We start from the raw sequence: 21,920 nt of genomic DNA, 5'->3' as shown, positions 1-21,920 counted from the left end.
TAAATTTATTAAAATCACTTGAAAAAGAATTCCACAAAAGTAGTTGCATTTCTTCTAATTGCAATAATTATTTCGGCATGTAATGCTGTAAAACGGGTTCCTGAAGGCAAATTTTTACTAACAAAAAACCAAATAATAGTAAATAACAAAGCCATCAAGGATCAAACGGCATTCGATCAAATGTATCAAAATCCAAATGGAACTATTGGTGGATTTAGATTAAGGCTAGCACTTTATAATGCTGCCAATTTAAATCCAGACTCTACCTATCAAGCTAAATTTACAAATAAGCCAGGTAAATATGAAAGAAAAGCCAAGTGGTTATCTGCTAAGCAAGTAGATCGCCTGGGCGAGTCATTTTACTACAAAGGCATTCATCAATTTCTAAAAAAAGTCGGAGAACCTCCTGTAATTATTGATACGATTAAGACCCAAAAAACAGTGAATCGATTAAATAATTATTATTTCAACAACGGATATTTCAATGCAAAAGCCTCCTATTCTATTGATACCGTAGGATTTAAAAAAGCAAAAGTTAAATATAATATTGCTTTATCAAATCCTTTTATTTTAGACACTGTCAGCCATTTGATTACATCTCCATCCCTAGACTCGCTGTACAATACAAGCAAGGAAGGTAGTTTTATTCTTTCTGGAAATCAATACAAAACCAGTGATTTTGAAGAAGAAAAAAACAGAATCACTACTTTCTTCAGAAACAACGGCGCTTATCAATTTCAACCCAACAATGTAACTTTTGACATAGATACAATTGGCAAAAAAAACAAAGCCAATGTAAAAATGATCATCAAAAATTACTCCTATCAAAAAGAGGACTCGACTTATACAGTCCCATTCAAACTTTTCAAAATAAGCGATGTAAAAATTTATACCGACTTTTCTGCAAAGAACCCTCCCGAAACAGTAACCGACAGTACAGAATATAACGGTTTTCTTTTGTACAGTCATGGAAAACTAAAATACAAACCATCAGCTATTACTGATGCCGTTTTCCTAACAAAAGGCTCTTATTTTGGCGACTACAAAACAGTACTATCTAATCGTTCTTTAAACAATTTAAAAATTTTTGGCTATCCAAGTATTCAATACGAAGTAGACAAAAGAGATAGTACGGCACAATCACTCATTGCAAAAATATATCTTTCTCCAAGGAAAAAATTTAGCTTTGGTACCACTTTAGACTTAACCCATTCCAACATTCAAGATTTTGGAATTGGAGCTAGTATCACCGAAACCATCAGGAATGTATTCAATAGAGCCGAAACCTTAGAAATTGGTTTTAGAGGCAACATAGGATCTTCTAAGGATTTTGCAAACCCTAATGATGCTTTCTTCAATGTAACCGAATACGGAATCAATTTAAAATTAAATTTTCCAAGAATATTATCTCCAATAAATACTGACAAAATTATCCCAAAGCGAATGATTCCTTATACACAAATTTCATCGGGATTCAACAAACAAAGAAATATTGGTTTAGACAAAGAAAATTTCACAGCATTAATTACATACAACTGGAATCCTATTCGCAACAATACTGCTCGTGTTGATTTATTAAATGTACAATTTGTAAGAAACTTAAACCCCGACAATTATTTCAATGTTTATGGTTCCTCCTACAACGCTTTAAATAAAATAGCAAAAGACTTTAACACTAATCCTACTTATATAAACTCTGATAAAAATCTAATCATCAACTCTGGAACTGACGGTTTTATTAATGATGTTTTAAGTCTTAATACAGCTATAACACTTAACGATAAAGAATTTAAAGAAGTATTGAGCATTGAAGAAAGAAGACAACGATTGACCGAAAATGACTTTATTTTAGGAACGAGTTACACTTTCACTCAATCTACCAAAAAGGACCTCCAAGACAACGAATTTTATCAATTTAGAACCAAAATAGAATCGGCAGGAACATTGCTGAGTTTGATTGCCAAAGCTAGCAACTTAACAAAAAACGCTTCTGGTCAATACGAAATTTTCAACCTGCCATATACAGAATATCTAAAGCTTGAACTAGATTACATCAAACATTGGGATTTTTCCAAAGAAAACATTCTTGCCTTTAGGAGCTTTTTTGGTATAGCTCTCCCATTTGGTAATGCCGACTATGTACCCTTTTCAAGAAGTTATTTTTCTGGAGGAACCAATGACAATAGAGCTTGGCAACCCTATAGCTTAGGTCCAGGTAGCACTGGTTCAATTCTTGATTTCAACGAAGCGAATATGAAGATAGCGTTAAGTGCTGAGTACCGATTTAAAATTGCTGGAAGCGTAAAAGGGGCATTATTTGCCGACGCTGGAAACATATGGAATGTTGCGGATGCAATAGTAGTTGAAAGCGCCAGATTTAACGGACTTAAAGATTTAAAAGAAATAGCCTTAGGAACAGGATTTGGCTTACGATACGACCTAAGTTTCTTTGTTGTTCGATTTGATCTAGGCTTTAAAACCTACAACCCAGCTTACCCAATTGGAAATCGTTGGTTTAAAGATTTAAATTTCACAAAATCGGTCTTAAATTTTGGAATTAATTACCCGTTCTAAAGTTAGAAATGATTAATTTTGCAAACTGATATATAAAAAATAAATAACTTAAAAAATAAGTAAAATGGCACACAACATAAAACCAGGAGTTGCTACTGGAGACCAAGTACAAGAGATATTTAGATATGCAAAAGAGAAAGGTTTCGCGCTTCCAGCAGTAAACGTAACTGGATCAAACACTATCAACGGAGTTTTAGAAACAGCTGCAAAATTAAACGCCCCTGTTATTATTCAATTCTCAAATGGTGGAGCGCAATTCAATGCAGGAAAAGGACTTTCAAACGCTGGTGAAAAAGCAGCAATCGCAGGAGGAATCGCTGGCGCAAAACATATTCACACTTTAGCAGAAGCATATGGAGCAACTGTAATTTTACATACTGACCACTGTGCAAAAAAATTATTGCCTTGGATTGATGGTTTGTTAGATGCTTCTGAAGCTCACTTTGCAGCAACAGGAAAACCATTATTTTCTTCACACATGATTGACTTATCTGAAGAACCAATCGAAGAAAACATCGAAATCTGTAAAGGTTATTTAGCACGTATGAGCAAAATGGGAATGACTTTAGAGATTGAGTTAGGTATTACAGGTGGAGAAGAAGATGGTGTAGACAACTCTGATGTTGATAGCTCAAAATTATACACTCAACCTTCTGAAGTATCTTATGCTTACGAAGAATTATCAAAAGTAAGCCCACGTTTTACCATTGCTGCTTCTTTTGGAAATGTTCATGGTGTTTACAAACCAGGAAACGTAAAATTAACTCCAAAAATCTTGAAAAACTCTCAAGACTATGTTCAAGAAAAATTCAACACAGGACATAACCCAGTTGATTTTGTTTTCCACGGTGGTTCTGGTTCTACATTAGAAGAAATCAGAGAAGCTATTGGTTATGGTGTAGTTAAAATGAACATTGATACAGACTTGCAGTTTGCTTTCACCGAAGGAATTCGTGATTACATGATTAACAATTTAGAGTACTTAAAAACTCAAATTGGTAACCCAGAAGGTGCTGATGCTCCAAACAAAAAATACTATGACCCAAGAAAATGGTTAAGAGAGAGCGAAGTAACTTTTAATGCTAGATTAGAACAAGCATTTGCTGACCTAAACAATGTAAATACACTATAAAAAGTGATTCTCTTTCAATTTCAAGTGTTCAGTTATCAAAACTGATAATTGAACACTTGATTGATTATTAAGAGAACACTTGATTACTGAACACTGAATACTATATAAATGGCTTGGTTTAAAAGAAAAGAAAAAGGAATTACTACTGCTACCGAAGACAAAATGGACATTCCAAAAGGACTTTGGTACAAATCACCTACAGGAAAAATTATTGATGCCGATGAATTAGCTCGCAACTTATTTGTGAGTCCAGAAGATGATTTTCATGTTCGAATTGGTAGTGCTACCTATTTTGAAATTTTATTTGACAACAACGAATTCGTTGAGTTAGATAAAAACATGACCTCAAAAGACACTTTACATTTCGTAGACTCCAAAAAATATTCAGACCGTTTAAAAGAGGTGATGGAAAAAACGCAACTCAAAGACGCTGTTAGAACTGGAGTAGGAAAATCGAAAGGAAAAGAATTAGTAATTTGCTGTATGGATTTCGCCTTTATCGGTGGATCCATGGGAGCCGTAGTAGGGGAAAAAATTGCTAGAGGAATTGATTATGCCATCCAAAACAAATTACCTTTTGTGATGATTTCTAAATCAGGAGGTGCTCGTATGATGGAAGCCGCTTATTCGTTAATGCAATTAGCCAAAACTTCGGTAAAATTAGCACAGTTAGCAGAAGCTAAGTTACCATACATCTCTTTGTGCACAGACCCAACTACTGGAGGAACTACTGCTTCCTATGCCATGCTAGGAGACATTAACATCTCTGAGCCAGGAGCACTAATCGGATTTGCTGGACCTCGTGTAGTAAGAGATACCACAGGAAAAGATTTACCAGAAGGTTTCCAAACCGCAGAGTTCCTTTTAGAACATGGTTTCTTAGATTTCATTACACCAAGAAAAGAATTGAAAGACAAAATCAACCTTTACATCGATTTGATTCAAAACAACGATATTCGATAAGTCTTTTTACTTTTAAATACAAAATCCCAAGAAATTCTTGGGATTTTTTTATACTAATAACTCAGGAAAAACATCTCATGCTTCTCAACGGAAAACTACATCCCAGTTCGAATAGCTTCCACAGGATCTAGATTCGCCGCCGATATCGCCGGTAAAATACCCGAAAGCAAACCAATGAAAGCCGCTAAACTTGTACCTAAAAGAATATTACCAAACCCTAAAACAAACTCAAAGTCTAATGCCTTGGTCAATACCATTGCAATTATCCAAACAAAGAACAATCCAATTAGCCCACCAATTAAAGAAAGAATGATAGCCTCGAATAAAAATTGAAATAGAATAAATCGATTTTTAGCTCCCAAAGATTTTTGAATTCCAATTAAATTGGTTCTTTCTTTTACAGAAACAAACATAATATTAGCAATACCAAAACCTCCCACTAACAAAGAAAAACCACTAATTATCCAACCCACAACATTCATTTGCCCAATAATTCCATCTATAAAATCAGTAAATCCAGAAAATACATTAATAAAAAAATTATCAATCTCCCCTGCTTTCAAACCTCGAAAAGCTCTGAGTTTTTGGGTGATTTCACCCTTATAAGCATCCATATCTACTCCTTTTTCTGGTTTGAATATAATTACATTAGTCAATCCGTCATTATTATCTCCATATAATTGACGAACAAAATTCACTGGAATAAAAGCCGAAGTATCGTCTTCATCAAAAATACCAGATCCTTTTTTCTTCAACACGCCAATTACTGTAAAACGTTTACCATACAAACGCACCGTTTTACCTATTGGGTCACTTCCTTCAAATAATGACGAAGCGACTTCATCTCCTAAAACAATTACAGCAGCACCAGAGTTAGCTTCAGACTCATTGTAAAACCGCCCACGTTCAAATTCCAACCCTTGAATATCAATAAACTCATGAGAAACTGGCACAATGTTTACATCACTAACCGTCTTTGATTCATGCTTTATGGATTCGCGTTTGGTAAAAATTTGATAGCCCATCTGCTCTGTATTTGTCATAACCCCTTTCATATAAATGTATTCATCATACTTTACGTTGGGAAATTGCTCTCTTTTCCATTGCGGAATTTCTGTAGGACCAAAAGAAAACTTCATTAAGTAGATGGTGTTTTTATCTAAACTACTTAAATCTTTTGATATTTTTCTGTCCAAAGAATCGACCGCAGCCAAAACTGCAATTATCGAAAAAATACCAATGGTAACACCTAATAAGGAAAGTAAAGTCCTTAATTTATTAGCCAACAAAGCATTCATTGCAAAGCTAAAACTCTCTTTCAACAACCGAAGATAAACTAGCATAGACTTAAAAATTGTGTTAGGTAAAATTCATTAAATTTTATACAAAAACCTAATAAATATAATACATCCATAAGTACGAATTTAAATAAAAATGTTACAGCAATTCCTGTGAATTTATTTATAAAAATTAACTATTTTTGCACTTTCAAAAAAACTACTACACATGAGCACTACTAAAAAAATACAATCGGCCTTAATTTCAGTGTTTTCCAAAGACGGATTGGAGCCAATTGTTAGAAAACTACACGAACAAAATGTTGTTTTTTATTCTACTGGAGGAACTGAAGAATTCATCAAGAACTTAGGTATTCCTGTAATTCCTGTAGAAGACGTAACTTCTTATCCTTCAATTTTAGGAGGAAGAGTAAAAACTTTGCACCCAAAAGTATTTGGTGGCATCTTAAATCGTCAAGACAACGAAAGTGATGTGCAACAAATGAAGGAATATGAAATTCCTCAAATAGATTTAGTAATTGTTGATTTGTATCCTTTTGAAAAAACGGTTGCTTCTGGCGCAAGCGAAGCGGATATTATTGAAAAAATTGATATCGGAGGTATTTCGTTGATTCGTGCTGGTGCCAAAAATTTCAAAGACACCGTAATTGTTTCATCAATGGACCAATATGGTTTATTTTTAGACATGATCACCAATCAAAACGGAAGTACTACATTAGAAGACAGAAAACTTTTGGCAACAAAAGCATTTCACGTATCTTCTCATTATGATGGCGCGATTTTCAAATATTTTAATACTGACGAAACTATATACAAAGAAAGTATTCAGAACGGTCAAGTTCTTCGTTATGGAGAAAACCCTCATCAAAAAGGATTCTTCTTTGGTGATTTTGAAGCGATGTTCAACAAAGTTCATGGAAAAGAATTATCATACAACAACTTACTTGATGTAGATGCTGCTGTAAACTTGATTAACGAATTCAAAAACGACGGACCTACATTTGCCATTTTAAAACATAATAATGCTTGCGGCTTAGCAACTAGAAACACAATAAGCGAAGCATACAATGCTGCTTTGGCCTGCGATCCAACGTCTGCTTTTGGTGGCGTTTTAATTGCAAATGCCAAAATAGATATCGCCACGGCTACAGAAATCAACAAACTATTCTGCGAAGTTGTTATAGCACCAGCTTATGACGAAGAAGCATTGACTATTTTACAAGAAAAGAAAAACAGAATTATTTTAATTCAAAATGAAGTAGCTTTACCAGAAAGACAAGTACGCACTTGTTTGAACGGACTATTAATTCAAGACAGAAACAATATTACCGATAAAGCAGAAGATTTAAAGACTGTAACACTTACTGCTCCAACCGAGCAAGAAATTAAAGATTTAATTTTTGCATCAAAAGTTTGTAAAAACACTAAGTCAAACACCATCGTTTTTGCAAAAAACGGCACACTTATTGCTTCAGGAACAGGCCAAACCTCTAGAGTTGATGCATTAATGCAAGCTGTAGAAAAAGCAAAAGCATTTGGATTTAGTTTAGAAGGAGCGTCTATGGCAAGTGATGCATTCTTCCCTTTTCCAGACTGCGTAGAGTTGGCTAAAAAAGCAGGAATTACAGCTGTAATTCAACCAGGAGGATCTATTAAAGATGAGCTAAGTATCAATTATTGCAACGAAAACAATTTGGCAATGGTATTTACAGGAACTCGTCATTTTAAACATTAATTTGTTTAACTTTGTTAAATAATTTTTACAATACATAAAAACGTATGGGATTTTTTGATTTCATGACTGAGGATATCGCGATAGACCTTGGTACCGCAAACACTTTAATCATTCACAATGATAAGGTAGTTATTGACAGTCCTTCTATTGTGGCAAGAGACAGAATATCAGGCAAAATCATTGCCGTTGGTAAAGAAGCCAACATGATGCAAGGGAAAACGCATGAAAACATTAAAACAATTAGGCCATTGAAAGATGGTGTAATTGCAGATTTTGATGCCTCAGAAAAAATGATCAGCATGTTCATCAAAAGCATCCCTGCATTAAATAAAAAAATGTTTACTCCTGCCCTTCGTATGGTAGTTTGTATTCCGTCAGGAATTACAGAAGTTGAAATGCGTGCGGTTAAAGAATCTTGTGAGCGAGTAAACGGAAAAGAAGTATACCTGATTCATGAACCAATGGCAGCTGCAATTGGTATTGGTATCGATATTATGCAACCAAAAGGGAACATGATTGTGGATATCGGAGGAGGTACAACTGAAATTGCAGTAATTGCTTTAGGTGGTATTGTTTGTGATAAATCTGTAAAGATTGCAGGAGATGTATTTACAAATGACATCGTTTATTACATGCGTACACAACATAACCTTTTTGTTGGAGAAAGCACAGCAGAGAAGATAAAAATCCAAATTGGTGCCGCTATTGAAGATCTAGATAGCCCTCCAGAAGATATGTCAGTTCAAGGACGTGATTTATTGACTGGAAAACCAAAACAAGTAGAGGTTTCATACCGAGAAATTGCGAAAGCATTAGACAAATCCATTCAGAGAATTGAAGATGCGGTAATGGAGACTTTGTCGCAAACCCCTCCAGAGTTAGCTGCCGATATTTACAATACTGGTATTTATCTAGCTGGCGGAGGCTCTATGCTAAGAGGACTAGACAAACGTATTTCTCAAAAAACAGACTTACCCGTATATATTGCTGAAGATCCATTGAGAGCAGTTGTACGTGGAACTGGAATGGCTTTAAAAAACATTACTAAATTTAAAAGCATCTTGATTAAGTAAGCGTTTTCTAAAGTTACCCATAAAAACCATTCGCTAATAACCACTTAATTATACCCTTACAAAATGCAGCAAATATTTAATTTTATTTCTAGAAACAGTTATAGAATACTGTTTTTGCTGCTTTTGGGTATATCGTTAACACTTACTATTCAGTTTCATTCCTTTCACAGAAGCAAAATTATCAGTTCTGCCAATGTGGTAAGCGGTAGCATTTACAAAGAAATAAATGAAACCAAAGAATACTTGAATTTAAGACAAGAAAACGAAAACTTAGCTTTAGAAAATGCAATGCTAAGAAGCCTACTCTTTCAAGTTAAAGATTCTTCTTTTATGACTAAACTTGACAGTATTAAAGGCGTGAAACCTTCAGACATTGTAGTAGCTAAAGTAATTAAGAACTCTTATAATGTCTACGAAAACTATCTTACACTTGATGCAGGTGCCAAGCAGGGTATTAAACCTGATATGGCCGTTATTAACAGCCTTGGAATAGTTGGAATTACAGACGACACTTCAGAAAACTACTCGACAGTAGCAAGTATTTTGAATAAAAAATCTAGAATTAATGCCAAAATCAAAAAATCCAATCATTTTGGTTCATTAGTATGGGATGGAAAAAGTACTGGCTATGCACAATTAATTGACCTTCCCAGATTGGCTGCTATTCACAAGGGTGATACTGTTGTAACAGGAGGACAATCAATAATTTTTCCTGAAAACATAAACATTGGCACCATTGACAAAATTTATATTGACACACAAACTAATTACTACACGCTAAACGTTAAGCTATTTAACGACATGACCAATTTAGGCCATGTATATATTCTCAAAAGCAAAGGAAAAGAAGAAATTACAAAATTAGAAAACCAAAGAAAGAAGGATGAATAGTACATTAATTGTAAATTTTTTCCGTTTTATACTATTGTTGGCTATGCAAATTATTGTTTTCAACAATATGAATTTCTATGGCTATATCAGTCCTTTTCCATACATTCTTTTCATTATTCTTTATCCTGTAAATGGGAACAAAACAGTTTTACTCGCTTCAAGTTTTATACTCGGTTTAATTATGGATATGTTCACTAACTCTGGTGGTGTACATGCTACGGCCTGCTTAATTTTGGCTTACTTCAGACCGTACATCTTTAAATTCTCTTTTGGACTTAGCTATGAATACCAAACCGTAAAACTGAACGATGTCTTAACTCCAGAACGTTTTTCATTTTTACTGATAGCTACTTTATTGCATCATATAATTCTCTTTACATTAGAAGCATTCGAATTCAGCTTCATTTTAGATGTATTATTGAGGACATTATTAAGTGCTGCCTTTACTTTACTATTGTGTATTACCATCATATATCTTATTAAGCCAAATAAACGATGAGAAAAGTCTTGTTGCCTGCTTTAATTATTATTGCAGCCGCTCTGCTTGTAATTCGAATTTTTTTTCTTCAAATCATTGATGATTCTTTTAAAATTGAATCTGAAAGCAATGCGATAAAGATAAAATACGATTACCCAGAACGCGGATATATCTATGACCGTAATGGCAAACTCTTGGTAGCCAATCAAGCCTCGTACGATATCATGGTAATCCCAAGAGAGATTAACAATTTAGACACCTTAGAGTTATGCCAACTTCTGAACATTCAGAAAGAGGATTTTATTAAAAATATAGAAAAAGCAAAGGTGTATAGCCCAAGACTTCCTTCTGTTTTTTTATCACAATTAAATAAAACCGAATTTGCTGCTTTTCAAGAGAAGATAAGAAATTATGAAGGCTTTTATTTTCAAAAAAGATCTTTAAGAGATTATGAAGCAGATTATGGAGCCAATATTTTTGGTTTTATCACCCAAGTAAATGACAATATCATCAAAAAAAATCCATACTACAAAAGTGGTGATTTAATTGGAAAACAAGGTGTAGAAGAAAGCTACGAAGAAATCCTTAGAGGTATCAAAGGAGTTACTTACATACAAAAAGACAAATACAATCGTGAAATTGGTTCCTACAAAGAAGGCCGCTTCGACACTGTAGCGGTACCTGGTAAAGATATTACCCTAACCATTGATGCTGAAATACAAAAATATGGAGAGCAATTAATGGTCAACAAACGCGGGGGGATTGTTGCTCTTGAACCAAAGACTGGAGAAATTCTAGCCTTAATAACTGCCCCATCTTATGACCCAGGTATTCTAGTTGGAAGACAGCGTTCTAAAAACTACACCAAATTGTATCGTGATTCAATTGCAAAACCCTTATATGACAGAGGTTTACTTGCAGAATACCCTCCTGGATCACCTTTTAAAATCATGACGGGACTTGTAGCACTTCAGGAGCAGGTAATCGATGAAAACACTACGGTAGCTTGTCATCATGGATTTAGTTACGCCAGAGGTCGTTTTATGCGTTGTCACTGTAGAGGCGGACTATTGCAATTACATAGAGGAATCTATGAATCCTGCAATGCCTTTTTTGGAACAGCATACATGAGGACTATTAATAAATATGCAAAACCAAGTTATGCAGTTGATGTTTGGAGTAAACACGTAAAAAGTTTTGGATTAGGGCAATTTATGGGATATGACTTACCAACAGGTCGTAGAGGAAAAATACCAACTTCAGAAACCTATAAAAGAATGTATCCTAACGGTGGCTGGAGAAGCACTGCTATTGTATCAAACGCCATCGGACAGGGAGAAGTTTTGATGACTCCAATTCAATTAGCTAATATGATGGCTACCGTTGCCAATGAAGGGTATTATTACACTCCTCACATCATTAAAAAAATTGCAGGCACCACTATTGATAAAAAATTCACAACCAAACATGTTACTACCATAGATAAAAGTCATTTTAAACCAATTATTAGCGGACTTTTTGACGTGTATAACATGGGAACAGCTGCAGGCTTGAGAGTAGAAGGTATTGACATTTGTGGAAAAACTGGTACTGCCGAAAACTTTGCAAAAATCAACGGTGTTAGAACACAGCTTAAAGACCACTCTATTTTTGTGGCCTTTGCTCCAAAGGACAATCCTAAAATTGCCATCGCGATTATGATAGAAAACGGTGGATTTGGTTCTACCATAGCGGGGCCAATAGCAAGTTTGATGATTGAAAAATATTTAAAGAAAAAAATCACCAGAACTGATCTCGAAACTAGGATTTTAAACACCAGTTTGCAAGCTCAATATGCAAAACTAGGCGGACTCAATGAAGATGTAAAAAGAGAATTACGAATTAAAGATTCTATCGCTCAACTAAAGTTAAAAAAGCAACAAACAACTCCAAGTCCTACAGTAAAAAAAGACAGTACTAAAAAAAACTAAATCATTTGTAATAAAATGAAAAACCAAAGTGTAACTAGCAATATTGACTGGATTTGTGTAATAATATACATACTACTAGTTGTTTTAGGATGGCTCAACATTTACTCCTCTTCTCTTTCCTCAGAAGAAGGAACCTCAGAAAAACAACTGATATTCATATTATTTTCCATTCCATTAATCTTTACAGTACTCTATGTAGATGGCAAATTTTATGAAAAATATGCCTCGATTATCTTTGTAGTTTCTTTAATCTCCCTTCTTGGTTTATTTGCTTTTGGTAAAACCATCGCAGGACAAAGGTGCTGGTATGCTATTGGTAGTTTTACGTTACAACCTTCAGAGTTTGCTAAAGCAGCTACCGCACTAGCATTAGCGAAATATCTGAGTGATCCGCAAATCAATCTCAAAGACTTAAACAGACAAATTCAAGCACTAGCCATTGTCTTTTTACCTGTATTGCTTATTTTACCTCAACCCGATCCTGGTAGCGCTTTAGTTTATAGTATTTTTATTATTGTTCTTTACAGAGAAGGACTACCAGCATGGTATGTTTGGACTGGATTTTCGGCAATTGCATTATTTGTATTAACACTAGTTTTAGAATCATATGTAGTTATTTTAATCGCAGCTTTATTGCTTGTAGCCATACATTTCAAATCAAGGTTAGCTGATCGAAACATTCTTAGAAGCGGCATACTATTAGCTCTTATTTCTGGATTTGTTTTGTCCGTGAATTATGTTTTCGAGCATGTATTCAAACAACACCATAGAGACCGTTTTAACATTCTTCTTGGTAAAGCCGTAGATATGAAAGGAATTGGATACAATACCAATCAATCAGAAATAGCTATTGGTTCCGGAGGATGGTTAGGTAAAGGATTTTTAGAAGGGACTCAAACCAAAGGAGGCTTTGTACCAGAACAACATACCGATTATATCTTTACCACTGTTGGTGAAGAATGGGGTTTTTTGGGAGCTACTGTGGTAATATCTCTTTTCGTTATACTCTTGTTGCGAATTATTTATCTAGCAGAAAGACAAAAAACCAAATTTAGTCGTGTCTATGGCTACTCTGTTGCAGCCGTTTTGTTTCTACACTTTTTTGTAAATATTGCTATGGTGGCTGGAATTTTTCCAACAATTGGTATCCCGTTGCCTTTCTTCTCTTATGGAGGCTCTGGATTATGGGGATTTACCATTTTGCTTTTTATTTTCATTAAAATGGACGCCAATAAGGTCAATGAATGGTAAGTCAGTTAAAACTCCAGCCTTTATAATTGCTGGATATTTCTAATTGATTCTCTAAATCATCTGGAAGTTGAGGAAAGAAATCAATACCTGTAGCTTGTTCAATTTTATCTACCGATACCACAAACTCATACAAAGGTCTATCTGAGGGTTTATTGGGTATCAAAAAACCAATCATTCGATACTTACCTTGGTTTTCGTCTAAAACAATCTTGTAAAAAAAGTTTGGTACAGCAACTTTTTCTTTGCCTATGGTTTTTAAATTTGGAGCTAAAACCCCAGCAGTAACAATAAATAGACCATCATATTTTATAGCCCAATACCTTATTTTTTCTTCTAAGCGATTCCATATCCCACTATTAAATTCATGTTTTTGTGGTGATATATTTGAAGTTAAAAAAGTAGATTCAAAAGCTTTTTTATTAAATTCCCTATCCGCTGCAGGGCATAAGTGACCTTTATCATAGCCAGATTTCTTGTAATTACGCCAATCAGCAGAATATGTAGTGACTTTATCGTCTTGAACAAAATAAGGGCGTTGGAAATTTGCGTTTACAACTTGTTCCTTTTTTAGTTCATAGGCCACCCATTCGGCTTGCTCATACGCTTCATTGTATGACAAAGTATAGAAATCATGATAAATAATTGCTTTAGTTGTAGACTTTGGAAGTAAATACAACTGCCTTTTACTCGGTTGAGATGAATGAACAAAAGAAACAATTGTTGGAGATTTTATTTCAAGCCCTATTTCTTTAACACCGTTTAGAGTTAAAAAAGAAGAAATAAAAACCAATAAAACTAGCATCTTATTATTTATCATATTCAAAAAAGAGATAAACAAAAAAAGACTCAAAAGCAGTAGATTTTGAGTCTTTTTTAAAGGGTTATTTTATAATTATGATTTCACCAATTTACTATTCAAAACTTTTGAAGGCATCGATTTTACAATAGTTTTGGGTTGTAAATCATCAAGTATATTTAGAGCTTCTTCTACATAAACATCCTTTGATAAACTTTCATGCCATCTTTGTCTTTTCTCTTTAAGAGTTGGATCTTTTTTGTATTCTTCTTCTTCATAGGGTAAAGAAGTAAACTTCAATTGATTCTTATATTCAAAAATTGGCTTATATTTTTTAGCCGTTTCTTCCACACTATTTTGTACCGTTCTAAATTTATCGATATTTAAACTATACGTGTTTTCATTGCTCTTACTATCTATCCATTTAGCATTTTCTTCAATCAATTTAAATTGAGGGTTTTCTGCAATTCTGGCTTTACTTCTTGCAATAGCTTTATCAAAATTCTGAGTGTTTTTCCATTGCGTAAAAGGCGCAGCATCTATTTTATCCCAAGGCATAGCATTATCTACATCGCGTTCTCCCATCTTTAAATAAGTATAACGATCTGGCATTACTATATCACTACTTACTCCTTCACGTTGAGTTGACCCACCATTAATTCTATAAAACTTTTGAGTGGTAGTTTTTAAAGCTCCTAAATCACCCACAGAACTGTTACGAACAAATTGATTCAAATCAATCACATTTTGAACCGTTCCTTTTCCGTATGTTTGTTTACTACCAATGATAATTCCGCGTTTGTAATCTTGAATAGCAGCTGCTAAAATCTCGGATGCCGATGCAGAGAAACTATTCACCATAATTACTAATGGACCATCCCACTCGATTTTAGGATCAGTATCGTATAATATTTCTTTTTTCTTGCCTGCTGATTTCACTTGAACGATTGGTCCTTCCTGAATAAACAATCCAGCAATATCTACAACAGTAGAAAGAGAACCGCCTCCATCATCTCTTACATCCAAAACAATTCCATTTACTTTTGCTTGTTTTAGACGTTCCACTTCAAGAGCAATATCTTTACCTGCGTCACGTCCGTCACGATTTTCAAAATCAATATAGAACTTAGGCAAATAGATTACTCCATAACGCAACCCGTTTTTCTCGACTACACTAGACTTAGCATAAGTTTCTTCGATTTCAACGATATCTCGAACAATAGAAATGTTTTTGATTGTACCATCTACTTTTTTTACAGTTAAGCGAACAATAGTACCTTTTGGACCTTTTATTTTTTTAACTACATCGTCTAAACGCATTCCTACAACATCTACTGGCTCTGCACTACCTTGGCCCACTTTCAAAATAACATCTCCTGCTTCGAGTTGGCGACCTCTCCAAGCTGGACCACCAGAAATCAATTCACTTATTTCCGTGAAATCATTTTTCTTTTGTAAACGCGCTCCAATTCCTTCGAGTTTACCGCTCATACTTACGTCAAAACGTTCTTTTTCTTCAGGAGCAAAATAACTTGTATGCGGATCAAAACGAGTCATAATAGAATTGATATACACCGTAAACCAATCATCTCTGGTCAATTCTTTAATGAAACCAAAAGATTCGTCTAAAGACTTACCAATATTCACTCTGCTTTCTGCTTCTAATTCTGCAAAAGTCTTGATTTTGATATTTTTATCCGCTTTTGAAGTTGCATCCATACCCAAATCAGCACTTAATTCCTCCGCTTTAGTCGCTTCAGTAGTCTCTGGGGTTTTGGCTTTATTTTCTTGCATACGCAAACGCTCTGTTATTGAAGACAAAGCAGATAATTTCATTTGTTTACGCCATCTATCAACTAATTCTTTGTTGTTTTTGGCATACGGCATTTTATCATAATCCGTATCAAAACTTTCATCAATAGTAAAATCATTAGGAGTACCCAACAAGCTCTTATAGATTTTTTTGCTTTCTTCCATACGAACCATTAAACGTGAATAGGTTAACTCGAAAAAGGTTAACTCTTTATTGTTGATTTGGTCATCCAAATCCAATTCGTATTTAGCAAATTCATCGATATCTGATTGCAAGAAAAAACGCTTAGAAGGATCTAAAGCTTGGATATAATCTTTATAAACACCTTTTGAAAATTCGTCATCCATAACCGCCGGGTCATAGTGCCCTTTTTCGATTACAAAAGTTAATAACTCTAGTAACAGTCTATCTTTTTCGGGATCATCGGTGTTCAGCTTCGAACCATTTATTTTAAAAGCAAACAAAGCACCTGACACGCACAAGATGGCAAGTACAATTTTAAAATTCTTTTTCATATAAGTAATAATTGCATTCATCAATCAGAATTGTAATTTATGTAAAGATAAAGCCAAGAAACATTGCCTCTTTATAAATTTTTGTTAAAGATATAAAAATGTTGATACGATTTAATTTTTATAAAAAAAGTTAACAAAAAAAAGGTTTATGCTGCTTTTTAAGACAAAGCGCTAGTATATTTGTGTATCTAAAATCAATGAAATGGCCTCCAAAAAACCTTTAATATTAATCACTAATGACGATGGAATTTCCGCTCCTGGAATCCAAGCCTTGATTAGTATAATGACTCAAATTGGGAATGTTATCGTTGTTGCTCCTGATAAGACTCAGAGCGCTATGGGACACGCCATTACCATCAACAGTACGTTGTATTTGAATAAACTTTCGAAAGAGGGCGATGCCATCATACAATACAGTTGTTCTGGAACACCGGTAGATTGTGTAAAAATGGCGACTAACGAAATCTTGAAGCAAAAACCTGATTTGTGTGTTTCGGGCATCAATCACGGGTCCAATTCGTCTATTAATGTGATTTATTCAGGAACTATGAGTGCGGCTGTTGAAGCCGGCATCGAAGGCATTCCTGCCATTGGATTTTCGCTTTTGGATTATAACTGGGATGCCGATTTTAAGCCCATATTGTCTTTTGTAAAAAAAATAGCCCTCGAAACCTTAGAGAAAGGGCTTCCAGCTGGGGTTGTTTTGAATGTGAATTTTCCAAAATTAGAAGAAAAAGAAATTAAAGGCATCAAAATTTGTCGACAAGCCAAAGCACAATGGGTGGAAAAATTCGATAAAAGAAAAACACCTTTCGGAAAAGAATACTATTGGCTAAGTGGTGAATTCATCAATCAAGACAAAGGCGAAGATACCGATGAATGGGCTTTAGAAAATGGATATATTTCGGTAGTACCTGTTCAATTTGACTTGACAGCACATCACACCATACAACAACTCAACACTTGGAATTGGAATGAATAAGATAGATTTATTATACGGCTTCATTATCGGTTTAGCTGCTTCACTGCTCGGCTCTTTTTTGTTTATGACTTTTTTCACGGACTATGAATTTATTGAAGGAGTCGGAATATTAAAATCACAAGGCTATTTAGGAAAACTAATTACCGTTGGTTCATTATTAGATTTGGCAGCATTTGGGATTTTACTTAAAATGAATAAAGAATTGATGGCTCGTGGTGTCGTTTTAGCTGTTTTTGTTTTAACAATAATCACATTGTTTTATATGTAATAAAAATTATACGATACTAATTTTAGCAGAAAGAAGAAGAGAAACACTATTAAATTATTTTTTCATTATTTCTGACTTTTTAAAGAAGAAGTAAATTATTTGATTTAACTTTATGTGATGCAATAATTTACGTTCAACTAAAATGTCAAAAAATGAAAACTCTTATTCAAGTTAACCCGTTTTTAAAAAACGCATTAGTCTTATCTTTCTTTTTTATAGTTTCTTTGACTTACTCGCAATCTGCTCCAAAAAAGAATGATATTACGCCAATCGATTCTACTTATTTTGCCAAAGATAGGCTGAAAGGAAAAGTAATCATAATTACTGGTGGCGCCAGAGGAATTGGTCGCGCTACAGCTATCAGGGCATCAAAAGAAGGCGCATCAGTAGTAATTGCTGATTGGTTAGAAAAAGAAGGTAGTGCAACTGCCAAAACTATCGAAGCTAACGGCGGTAAAGTATTGTTTGTAAAAACCGATATCAGAAGTACAGAGGACTGCAATAAATTGGTAGCTGAAACTATCAAAAAATTCGGAAAACTAGACGGAGCGGTTTTGAATGCAGGAGTTATGGACGGTGTGCATTCTGGTGACCCTTTAGATTATGACAAACAGAAAGCTTTGTTACCATCGGCAGTAGATACGGCAACGGATGAATATTGGGATTTTGTTTTTGATGTCAATGCTACAGGTACTTTTAAATCGATGCGTTCTGTTTTGAAACAATTACTTAAAGAAGGAAAAGGTGGCGCACTTGTAACGGTAGGTTCTATTGCTGGATTAACAGGATTGGCAGGAAATCCAGCCTATGTAGCCAGTAAATATGCCGTAAATGGATTGACTCGAAATGCCGCTATTGATTATGCACCCTACGGAATTCGTGTAAACTCCGTTAATATGGCTGCAACTTCAACACCAATGACAGATAAAGCGTTTGCGTTTGTAAAAGAAGTTAAGAAAAGAGGAATATCCGGAATGGGTGGCGCTAAAACAGAAAGTTTATTGATGCAAAATGATAGCAAACACAGGATGTCAACTCCTTGGGAACAAGCATCAGTAATCTTATTTTTACTCTCAGATGAAGCTTCTAATTTGACTGGAGGAACTTACGCAACTGATGGAGGATGGACAGCTTATTAACCCATAAGTTTATTGTGAAAAATTTTGGCTTACTGTTCCTATTCTTTTTTTTAGGATTAAAGATTGGTTTCGCTCAGGAAAGTGGCAATTATTTGGAAGGTGAAAACATTCAATCTGTTTTTATCGAATTTGAGAATCCATTAGAGGATACTCAACAACAAAGTAGTTTGTTGGCAAAAGTGAATATGCTTTTTCCTGTGTATCCGCAATCCACGGTAAGAACCATTTTATTAGACGCCTATACTGCCAAAGTAAAACAATTACCCGAAGTAGAAAATGCCTTTTATGAAGTGAGACCATCACTAACAGGAGATATTACGGTAACTTTAAAAATAAAACTAAGCGATACATTAAAAGATAAACCTGCCAAGAGTGGTGCACTGATTGGCGGTAAGGATTTTCCGATTTTGTATATGGACAACAAATCATTGTTGACCTCAAGAATAGCAATGGCTGAAATGTTGTATTCCAACAACAATTCTTGGTACGGTCGAGACGATGCTATGCTCAACGGAAACCCTCTCGTCGATGGTCCTGCTGGCAAAGGATATACGGGTTGGGTAGAAGGTTGGGCATCTGCAGGTATATATGGCATTACAACACTATCAAGCAAGAGTAACGTTTATTTATATGGTGGTGCAAATCTTATAATGAGTGGGACAGCGGGTAGAGAATTGTTTACCGATGTATCAAGAATTCATACCGGATTCGATGATGCTTATGTTGGTTTTTTTGGAGTTAAATCATTTTCAAATGGTAATTTATTGAGTTATAATTTTTCAGTTGGAAGACAGCAATTTACCATTGGAAACGGTTTTATTATTCGAAATACCGCTTCAAATGGAGGAGACAGAGCCGGTTTACAACTCAATCCAAGATGGGCAGCAGATTATTTGGGCTTAGCCACTATTAAGTACAATAATTTAATGTTACAAGTTTTTCAAATCAATCCTGATGAATTACCTATTATTGATTCACGCACAGTGATGAATGGTTTCAATACGGAATACGGCATTAACTTGGGCCATAAAGTAGGCTTTACTTTTTTGAACGTTTCTCGTTCAGATTTTGGCTACTATACCCCCACTGGAGACGTATTTAGACGCAACGGTCTTAATCTTTATAACATTCGATATTATAAAAATTTAACCCAAGGAAAACCTGGACTTTTAATTAAAACCGAAGTAGCTCACGAAACCAATTCAAATTTCAAAATGTCAGCTTTAGCAGGTTATGGAGAAATAGGATGGAGTTTCGCAAAAGCTAAAGCCTCACCAACCTTTATGTATCGCTTTTCATATTTTTCTGGAGACGATCCTAATACTACAACATTCGAAAGATGGGATCCATTGTTAACTGGCGGAAATGGAGAAGATTGGGTATTGGGTGCCAATCATTTTAAAATTGTGCAAAACAGCAATTTGATTGCACATAAAATTCAAGGCAGCTTGAGAGTAAGTAAAAAAATTGAATTGGTACCACAATATTTTTATTTCCTAGCAGCCAATAACAACAATGTAGGAGGAAATCCCGCATTGAGCTATATGCCACAAAAAGCATACGGACAAGAGGTAAACATCACTTGGAAGTATTTTCATTCTAGAAAATGGTATTTTCACGGGCATTTTGCACAAACCATTCCTGGTACTGGAGTAAAGGAAGCATTAGGAGGCGATGCCAAATCTTGGTTTAGTGCTATGCTATTTTTTAGGTATTCGTTAAATTAAAAATTTTAAATTCAGTAGCAAAAAATGCTTATTTGAATCCATAACAACTAACAAGAGGCAAAGCGTTTTTATTACCTTTGCCTCTTGTTGTTTGGTTGCACCTTTTCAGAGTTAAAGAATTTTGACAAATTTTAGTAAAAGAACGAACAACATCAAGAGTTCGCTCATTCCAAAATCTTAGAATCATCTATTTATGAAATACTACATTATTGCCGGAGAAGCCTCAGGAGATTTGCACGGTTCTAACTTGATGAAATCCATTTACCAAGAGGACCCAACTGCCGAAATTCGTTTTTGGGGTGGAGACTTAATGCAAAAAGTGGGTGGCACTTTAGTAAAACACTACCGCGATTTAGCCTTTATGGGATTTGCTGAAGTGGTTATGAATCTAAAAACCATTCTTAACAACATCAAGATATGCAAAACCGATATTCTAGCCTTTCAACCTGACGTTATTGTTTTTATAGACTATCCTGGTTTTAATTTGAGAATTGCAAAATGGTCCAAAGGCTTAGGATTCAAAAATCACTATTATATTTCGCCACAAATTTGGGCTTGGAAAGAAAGCAGAATCAAGGAAATCAAGCGAGATATTGATAAAATGTATGTGATTCTTCCGTTTGAAAAAACATTTTACGAAGACAAGCATCATTTTCCAGTTTCTTTTGTTGGACACCCACTTATAGATGCCATACAAGCGCATCCCATAATCGATGATGCTACTTTCAGGAAAGAAAACCAATTGAACGATTTACCAATTATTGCGCTTTTACCTGGTAGCCGCAAACAAGAAATCACCAAAATGCTCAGTGTTATGCTTAGTGTAGTCGATGACTTTAAAGACTATCAATTTGTAATCGCAGGTGCACCAAGTCAGGAGTATTCTTTTTACCAACAATTCATTACTTCAGATAACATTAAATTTTTATCGAACAAAACCTATGATTTGTTGCAACACGCTACGGCAGCTCTAGTTACATCTGGAACAGCAACACTTGAAACGGCATTATTCAAAGTACCTGAAGTGGTTTGTTATAAAGGCAATTGGATTTCATACCAAATAGCCAAACGCATCATCACTCTAAAATACATTTCGCTTGTCAACTTGATTATGGACAAAGAGGTGGTTACTGAGTTGATTCAAGACGATTGCAACACCAAACGAATTGCTTCAGAATTACAAAAAATCCTAGACCCTGAGTATCGAAAAGTTGTACTAGAAGACTATACTATACTTGAAGAAAAATTGGGAGGAAAAGGAGCAAGTAGTGCTACTGCAAAATTAATTGTAGCCGACTTAAAATAATTTAATAAG

The 21,920-nt window shown here is 34.7% G+C and carries 17 protein-coding genes; 14 read left to right on the top strand and 3 right to left on the bottom strand.

The annotated features are described in order from the left end of the window. Window positions 1–18 precede the first annotated feature (18 nt). From tamL to accD, 3 genes are all read left to right on the top strand, one after another. Window positions 19–2,574: a translocation and assembly module lipoprotein TamL gene (gene tamL / locus ACZ1AQ_RS06940; RefSeq protein WP_489632204.1), complete on the top strand. Its 2,556-nt coding sequence runs from the start codon at window positions 19–21 to the stop codon at window positions 2,572–2,574. A gap of 64 nt (window positions 2,575–2,638) precedes the next feature. Further along, the gene (gene fbaA, locus ACZ1AQ_RS06935; protein WP_489632203.1) at window positions 2,639–3,706 is read left to right on the top strand and encodes a class II fructose-bisphosphate aldolase; all 1,068 of its coding nucleotides are present in this window, start codon (window positions 2,639–2,641) and stop codon (window positions 3,704–3,706) included. Window positions 3,707–3,814: 108 nt separating this feature from the next. Next, complete coding sequence (gene accD / locus ACZ1AQ_RS06930) at window positions 3,815–4,669, top strand: acetyl-CoA carboxylase, carboxyltransferase subunit beta (RefSeq protein WP_489632202.1); 855 nt, start codon at window positions 3,815–3,817, stop codon at window positions 4,667–4,669. Window positions 4,670–4,764: 95 nt separating this feature from the next. Here accD and ACZ1AQ_RS06925 read toward each other — a convergent pair whose 3' ends face one another. After that, window positions 4,765–6,012, bottom strand: coding sequence for an ABC transporter permease (locus ACZ1AQ_RS06925; RefSeq protein WP_489632201.1), 1,248 nt, complete (start codon window positions 6,010–6,012; stop codon window positions 4,765–4,767). 163 nt (window positions 6,013–6,175) lie between these two features. On the opposite strand from ACZ1AQ_RS06925, the gene purH reads away from it, so the two are divergent. From purH to rodA, 6 genes are all read left to right on the top strand, one after another. Beyond that, window positions 6,176–7,702: a bifunctional phosphoribosylaminoimidazolecarboxamide formyltransferase/IMP cyclohydrolase gene (purH, locus tag ACZ1AQ_RS06920; protein ID WP_489632200.1), complete on the top strand. Its 1,527-nt coding sequence runs from the start codon at window positions 6,176–6,178 to the stop codon at window positions 7,700–7,702. 44 nt (window positions 7,703–7,746) lie between these two features. Further along, window positions 7,747–8,775 carry a rod shape-determining protein gene (locus ACZ1AQ_RS06915; protein WP_489632199.1) on the top strand — a complete coding sequence of 343 codons (1,029 nt, stop codon included), beginning with the start codon at window positions 7,747–7,749 and terminating at the stop codon, window positions 8,773–8,775. Window positions 8,776–8,838: 63 nt separating this feature from the next. Then, on the top strand, window positions 8,839–9,666 hold the full coding sequence (gene mreC, locus ACZ1AQ_RS06910; RefSeq protein ID WP_489632198.1) for a rod shape-determining protein MreC: 828 nt from the start codon (window positions 8,839–8,841) through the stop codon (window positions 9,664–9,666). Beyond that, complete coding sequence (gene mreD / locus ACZ1AQ_RS06905; RefSeq protein WP_489632197.1) at window positions 9,659–10,165, top strand: rod shape-determining protein MreD; 507 nt, start codon at window positions 9,659–9,661, stop codon at window positions 10,163–10,165. The genes mreC and mreD overlap by 8 nt, the downstream gene beginning before the upstream one ends. Then, window positions 10,162–12,114, top strand: coding sequence for a penicillin-binding protein 2 (gene mrdA, locus ACZ1AQ_RS06900; protein WP_489632196.1), 1,953 nt, complete (start codon window positions 10,162–10,164; stop codon window positions 12,112–12,114). Before mreD ends, mrdA begins: the two co-directional genes overlap by 4 nt. 15 nt (window positions 12,115–12,129) lie before the next feature. Next, window positions 12,130–13,365 (top strand): rod shape-determining protein RodA, encoded by a 1,236-nt coding sequence (gene rodA / locus ACZ1AQ_RS06895; protein ID WP_489632195.1) that lies wholly within the window; start codon window positions 12,130–12,132, stop codon window positions 13,363–13,365. A 1-nt stretch (window position 13,366) separates the two neighbouring features. Here rodA and ACZ1AQ_RS06890 read toward each other — a convergent pair whose 3' ends face one another. After that, the gene (locus ACZ1AQ_RS06890; protein WP_489632194.1) at window positions 13,367–14,167 is read right to left on the bottom strand and encodes a DNA/RNA non-specific endonuclease; all 801 of its coding nucleotides are present in this window, start codon (window positions 14,165–14,167) and stop codon (window positions 13,367–13,369) included. 90 nt (window positions 14,168–14,257) lie between these two features. Further along, entirely contained in the window at window positions 14,258–16,510 is a 2,253-nt protein-coding gene (locus ACZ1AQ_RS06885) for a carboxy terminal-processing peptidase (RefSeq protein WP_489632193.1), read from the bottom strand. 181 nt (window positions 16,511–16,691) lie between these two features. Here ACZ1AQ_RS06885 and surE point away from each other — a divergent pair, with 181 nt between their 5' ends. From surE to lpxB, 5 genes are all read left to right on the top strand, one after another. Further along, on the top strand, window positions 16,692–17,471 hold the full coding sequence (gene surE, locus ACZ1AQ_RS06880) for a 5'/3'-nucleotidase SurE (protein WP_489632192.1): 780 nt from the start codon (window positions 16,692–16,694) through the stop codon (window positions 17,469–17,471). Next, window positions 17,464–17,739, top strand: a complete 276-nt coding sequence (locus ACZ1AQ_RS06875; RefSeq protein ID WP_489632191.1) for a hypothetical protein — start codon at window positions 17,464–17,466, stop codon at window positions 17,737–17,739. Before surE ends, ACZ1AQ_RS06875 begins: the two co-directional genes overlap by 8 nt. Before the next feature lie 152 nt (window positions 17,740–17,891). Continuing rightward, on the top strand, window positions 17,892–18,878 hold the full coding sequence (locus tag ACZ1AQ_RS06870) for an SDR family NAD(P)-dependent oxidoreductase (protein WP_489632190.1): 987 nt from the start codon (window positions 17,892–17,894) through the stop codon (window positions 18,876–18,878). Continuing rightward, window positions 18,863–20,605, top strand: coding sequence for a hypothetical protein (locus ACZ1AQ_RS06865; RefSeq protein ID WP_489632189.1), 1,743 nt, complete (start codon window positions 18,863–18,865; stop codon window positions 20,603–20,605). Before ACZ1AQ_RS06870 ends, ACZ1AQ_RS06865 begins: the two co-directional genes overlap by 16 nt. 193 nt (window positions 20,606–20,798) lie before the next feature. Beyond that, window positions 20,799–21,911: a lipid-A-disaccharide synthase gene (gene lpxB, locus ACZ1AQ_RS06860; protein WP_489632188.1), complete on the top strand. Its 1,113-nt coding sequence runs from the start codon at window positions 20,799–20,801 to the stop codon at window positions 21,909–21,911. Window positions 21,912–21,920: the final 9 nt, after the last annotated feature.

The sequence above is a fragment of the Flavobacterium sp. UM26 genome, assembly GCF_057922445.1.
Note: the sequence above shows the minus strand (reverse complement) of the source record. Positions and strands in the feature narration are given on the sequence as shown.

Bases quoted from the DNA above. Each gene is read 5' to 3' on its own strand.
- fbaA (WP_489632203.1), top strand. From the start codon at position 2,639: ATGGCACACAACATAAAACCAGGAGTTGCTACTGGAGACCAAGTACAA.
- accD (WP_489632202.1), top strand. From the start codon at position 3,815: ATGGCTTGGTTTAAAAGAAAAGAAAAAGGAATTACTACTGCTACCGAA.
- ACZ1AQ_RS06875 (WP_489632191.1), top strand. From the start codon at position 17,464: ATGAATAAGATAGATTTATTATACGGCTTCATTATCGGTTTAGCTGCT.
- ACZ1AQ_RS06885 (WP_489632193.1), bottom strand. From the start codon at position 16,510: ATGAATGCAATTATTACTTATATGAAAAAGAATTTTAAAATTGTACTT.
- ACZ1AQ_RS06870 (WP_489632190.1), top strand. From the start codon at position 17,892: ATGAAAACTCTTATTCAAGTTAACCCGTTTTTAAAAAACGCATTAGTC.
- lpxB (WP_489632188.1), top strand. From the start codon at position 20,799: ATGAAATACTACATTATTGCCGGAGAAGCCTCAGGAGATTTGCACGGT.
- surE (WP_489632192.1), top strand. From the start codon at position 16,692: ATGGCCTCCAAAAAACCTTTAATATTAATCACTAATGACGATGGAATT.
- ACZ1AQ_RS06890 (WP_489632194.1), bottom strand. From the start codon at position 14,167: ATGCTAGTTTTATTGGTTTTTATTTCTTCTTTTTTAACTCTAAACGGT.
- ACZ1AQ_RS06865 (WP_489632189.1), top strand. From the start codon at position 18,863: ATGGACAGCTTATTAACCCATAAGTTTATTGTGAAAAATTTTGGCTTA.
- mreD (WP_489632197.1), top strand. From the start codon at position 9,659: ATGAATAGTACATTAATTGTAAATTTTTTCCGTTTTATACTATTGTTG.
- mreC (WP_489632198.1), top strand. From the start codon at position 8,839: ATGCAGCAAATATTTAATTTTATTTCTAGAAACAGTTATAGAATACTG.
- ACZ1AQ_RS06915 (WP_489632199.1), top strand. From the start codon at position 7,747: ATGGGATTTTTTGATTTCATGACTGAGGATATCGCGATAGACCTTGGT.
- purH (WP_489632200.1), top strand. From the start codon at position 6,176: ATGAGCACTACTAAAAAAATACAATCGGCCTTAATTTCAGTGTTTTCC.
- mrdA (WP_489632196.1), top strand. From the start codon at position 10,162: ATGAGAAAAGTCTTGTTGCCTGCTTTAATTATTATTGCAGCCGCTCTG.
- ACZ1AQ_RS06925 (WP_489632201.1), bottom strand. From the start codon at position 6,012: ATGCTAGTTTATCTTCGGTTGTTGAAAGAGAGTTTTAGCTTTGCAATG.
- rodA (WP_489632195.1), top strand. From the start codon at position 12,130: ATGAAAAACCAAAGTGTAACTAGCAATATTGACTGGATTTGTGTAATA.